General features: G+C 73.5%; 4 protein-coding genes. 3 read left to right on the forward strand and 1 reads right to left on the reverse strand.

The window, feature by feature from the left end:
* Window positions 1-422: 422 nt before the first annotated feature.
* Entirely contained in the window at window positions 423-1,133 is a 711-nt protein-coding gene (locus K6I34_RS33700; protein ID WP_229331845.1) for an endonuclease V, read from the reverse strand.
* A gap of 76 nt (window positions 1,134-1,209) precedes the next feature.
* On the opposite strand from K6I34_RS33700, the gene K6I34_RS33705 reads away from it, so the two are divergent.
* From K6I34_RS33705 to K6I34_RS33715, 3 genes are all read left to right on the forward strand, one after another.
* Complete coding sequence (locus tag K6I34_RS33705; RefSeq protein ID WP_229331846.1) at window positions 1,210-1,509, forward strand: YciI family protein; 300 nt, start codon at window positions 1,210-1,212, stop codon at window positions 1,507-1,509.
* 91 nt (window positions 1,510-1,600) lie between these two features.
* Window positions 1,601-2,809, forward strand: a complete 1,209-nt coding sequence (locus K6I34_RS33710) for a sensor histidine kinase (RefSeq protein WP_229331847.1) — start codon at window positions 1,601-1,603, stop codon at window positions 2,807-2,809.
* Window positions 2,810-2,915: 106 nt separating this feature from the next.
* Window positions 2,916-3,329, forward strand: coding sequence for an SsgA family sporulation/cell division regulator (locus tag K6I34_RS33715; RefSeq protein ID WP_229331848.1), 414 nt, complete (start codon window positions 2,916-2,918; stop codon window positions 3,327-3,329).
* Window positions 3,330-3,598 lie beyond the last annotated feature (269 nt).

A 3,598-nucleotide genomic window follows, 5' to 3' on the forward strand; every position in this document is an offset into this window, starting at 1 on the left:
TGCGGGTGCTTCGTATGGGGTGCCGTGTTTCATGCACCGTCGTTTCAGAACCCCGCCCTCCGGCCCCGCCCCCTCCACCGGACGTCGGCTGCCGGTAGGGGGCGCCTGCGTCCGCTGTCGGCTCTCCGCCCGGCCCCATCAGGGGCGCGGGGAACTGCGCGAGCAACCACGACGCGCCTGCAGACGCCGGACGAGCATGGCTGACCGAGCTCGCAGGCGGCTTTTCAGGGGCGCGAGGAACGGCGCGAGCAACTAGCGACGGCCCGGCAGCCGCCGGACGGGCATGGATGATCGAGCTCGTGGGCGGCTTTTAGGGGCGCGGGGAACTGCGCGACCAGCCCCCACCGGGGCCGCAGACGCGCGCGCAGCGCAAGACGCACCCCGGTAGGCGCGGGGGGCCCGGGGGCGGAGCCCCCAGGGGGTCAGCCCGAGGCGGCTCGGAGGGCCGCTCGGCACAAGGCATCCGCAGCCCGCGTCGTCTCCGGCAAACGAAAACCCCGCGTCAGACGCAACGCGAAGCCGCACGCGTGGTCGAGGCCGACGCGGTGGCCGACGGAGACGAAGACCGGTTTGACGCCGTCGCGGGTGCGGACCGCGCGGCCGACTTCCTCCTCGCCGTCGAGGAGCGGGGTCATGTCCCCGCGGAGCGGCCCCGGTTCACGGTGGTGGAAGGTGAAGGGGTTCTTGGCGACACCGATCGTCGGCAGGCCCGTGAGTACGCCGAGGTGGCTGGCCAGGCCGAAGCGGCGGGGGTGGGCGAGCCCGTAGCCGTCGCACACCACCAGGCCGGGGGTGGCCGTCAGGCCGTCCAGCGCGGCGAGCACGGTTGGGATCTCCCGGAACGCGAGCAGCCCGGGGACGTAGGGGAAGGCGACCCTGCCGACGGCCGTGGCCTGGTCGACGACCTCCAGGGTGAGCGAGTCGAGGGCCACGGCCGCCGCGGCGACCACGTCCCGTTCGTCGTCGTACGCGACGTCCACCCCGACGACGACCAGGGGCGCGTCGGGCGACGGACCCGGCTCGTCCAGTACCACGCGGCCCCGCAACTCGTCCTGGACGGCGGTGGCTTCCGCCTCGGTCGCGGGCCAGCCGGCGGGCAGGGTGCCGGACGTGTCGTCAGATGTGTGGCTCATGGTGGCCTCACCGTACCGGGCGGGCGCGCCGGGGCGGTCCGCGGGCCCCGGCCGCCCCGCGCGTAGCCTGTGGATCATGTTCGTACTTGAGCTGACCTACATCGCCCCGATGGAGCGCATCGACGCCGCCCTCGCCGAGCACGTCGCGTGGCTCGACGCCCACTACGCCTCGGGTGTCTTCATCGCCTCCGGCCGCAAGGACCCGCGTGACGGCGGGATCATCATCGCCGTCGGCGACGACCGCGCGAAGATGGAGGAGATCACCAAGAGCGACCCGTTCACCGTGGCGGGCGTGTGCGAGTACACGATCACGAAGTTCATCGCGACGAAGACGGCGGAGCCGCTGGCGGTGTACCGGGAGGAGCTGCCGTCCTGATCTGCAACAGTCAAAGATTCATCCTTTTGGCCCATGGCCGGTGGCTGGAAGGGCGATCCCCCGGGCGTGGGCGCGTCCATAACGTGAATGCATGACCCCCATAACCCTGCCTTCGCCCCCCGCGCAGCTCCCTCCCTCACGGTCCAGGCGCCGTCACGGCTGGCTGGTGGCGGGGCTGTGCGGGCTGTGGGCGATGGAGGGGCGGCTGCTGAGCCGAGGGGCCGTGTATCCGGGGCAGGCCGGCGGCCATCACGCGCACCTGGTGGTGTGGGTCGCCGGACTGCTGGTCGCCGCGTGCGTGCTGCCCTGGGCGCAGCTCGTGCCCCGCGCCGTGGCCGCCGTGCTCGTCTCCTGGTCGGCGACCGGCTATCTGCTCAGCGCGGGGGAGCACCTGCCGGTCTGGGGGCTGACCGAGAGCGCGGCCCTGCTCGTGCTGCTGGCCTTCGTCGCGTGGCGGACGCCCGTACGGGCCGCCGTGCCGCTCGGCGTCGCACTGGCCGCGGGGGTGCTCGCCGCGCCGGTACGGGACAGCGACGCGATCGGCGCCACCGTCGTCGCCTACTCCCTGGTCGTGGCCGGGGTCGTCGCGCTGGGGCTGTGCCTGCGCTACCGGGACGTGGAGCGGGCCCGGGCGGTGGCCGCCGCGCGGGAGGCCGAACGCCTGGAGCTGGCGGGCGAGCTCCACGACTTCGTCGCCCACCAGGTCGCGGCGATGACCCTGATGGCCAAGGCCACCGGTTCCCTGGCCAAGGACGCGCGCGTCGCCGCCTCGCTGAAGGACATCCAGGACGCCGGTGACGAGGCCATGACCTCCGCCCGGCGCCTGCTGCGCGTGCTCCAGCAGGACCAGGCCACCAGGGAGCCGCTGCCCGGCCTGGACCGGATCGCGGAGCTCGTCGACGACTTCTCCCGCCGGGGGCCGGACGGCAGGCGGGTCACGCTGTACGTCGACCCGTGCTTCGACGCCGGGCTGGCGCCCGAGCTGGCCGCCTCCGTCCGCCGTATCGTCGCCGAGGCCCTGTCCAACGTGACCAGGCACAGCCCCGGCGCGTCGGTCGTCGAGGTGTCGCTGCGCGGGGCGGGGGCGCGGCTCTTCGTCTCCGTGCGCGACGACGGACGCACCTCCCCGCAGGCCGTTCCCCGTTCGCCCGAGGACAGCGGCGGGCTGGGGCTGGTCGGCCTCACCGAGCGCGCCGACGCGATCGGCGGCTCCCTGACCGCCGGGCCGGTGCCGGGGGGTGGTTGGGAGGTGCTGGCGGTGCTGCCCGTCCAGCACGCCACGCGGGCGACAGTGACGTAGGTCACGCCGGATTGCTGTGGCTGCCGGATCGGTTCCGCCGTCTCTCCAGGTGAGGCAGAGAGGCAAGGACCCGCACCACCCCACACCGACCGCAAGGGAGCACGCGTTGTCCACCGTCATCGACCAGGCTGTCCAGGTACGGCTGATCGCATCGGCCCCCCAGGACCGCGCCGTTCCCGCGCAACTGCGTTACGCCCCTTCCGACCCCTTCGCCGTGCACATCGCCTTTCCCCCGGTCGCTTCCCTGGACGGGGCCGATGTCGCCTGGGCCTTCGCCCGCGAACTGCTGGCCGACGGGCTGACCTCCCCGGCGGGCGCGGGCGATGTCCACGTCTGGCCCTGCGGACCAGACCGTACTGTCCTGGAGTTCCACGCGCCCGAGGGCATCGCGATGGTGCAGATCGCCACGGCGGAGGTACGGCGGTTTCTGGCGCGGTCCTATGCGGTGGTCCCTGCGGGGCATGAGGGGGGACGGCTGGACGTGGACTCGGATGTGGCGGCGCTGCTGCGCGAGGCGTAGCCGTTGCCCAGGGCTCTGCCCTGGGCCCACCGGGGTGACTCTTGCGCTCGGCGCGCGGCTGCGGGTCCGGTGGGGGCTTGTCGCGCAGTTCCCCGCGCCCCTGAAAAGCCGCCCACGAGCTCGGTCCGCTACGCCCGTCCGGCGGCTGCGGGTTGTCGCTGGTTGCTCGCGCAGTTCCCCGCGCCCCTGAAGGGGCGCCCCCAGTCCTGCGGAGAGCCGACAGCGGACGTAGGTGCCCCCTACGGATAGCCAACCGACGGTGGAGGGGG

Source organism: Streptomyces sp. UNOC14_S4 (genome assembly GCF_020740835.1).
Taxonomy (GTDB): Bacteria; Actinomycetota; Actinomycetes; order Streptomycetales; family Streptomycetaceae; genus Streptomyces.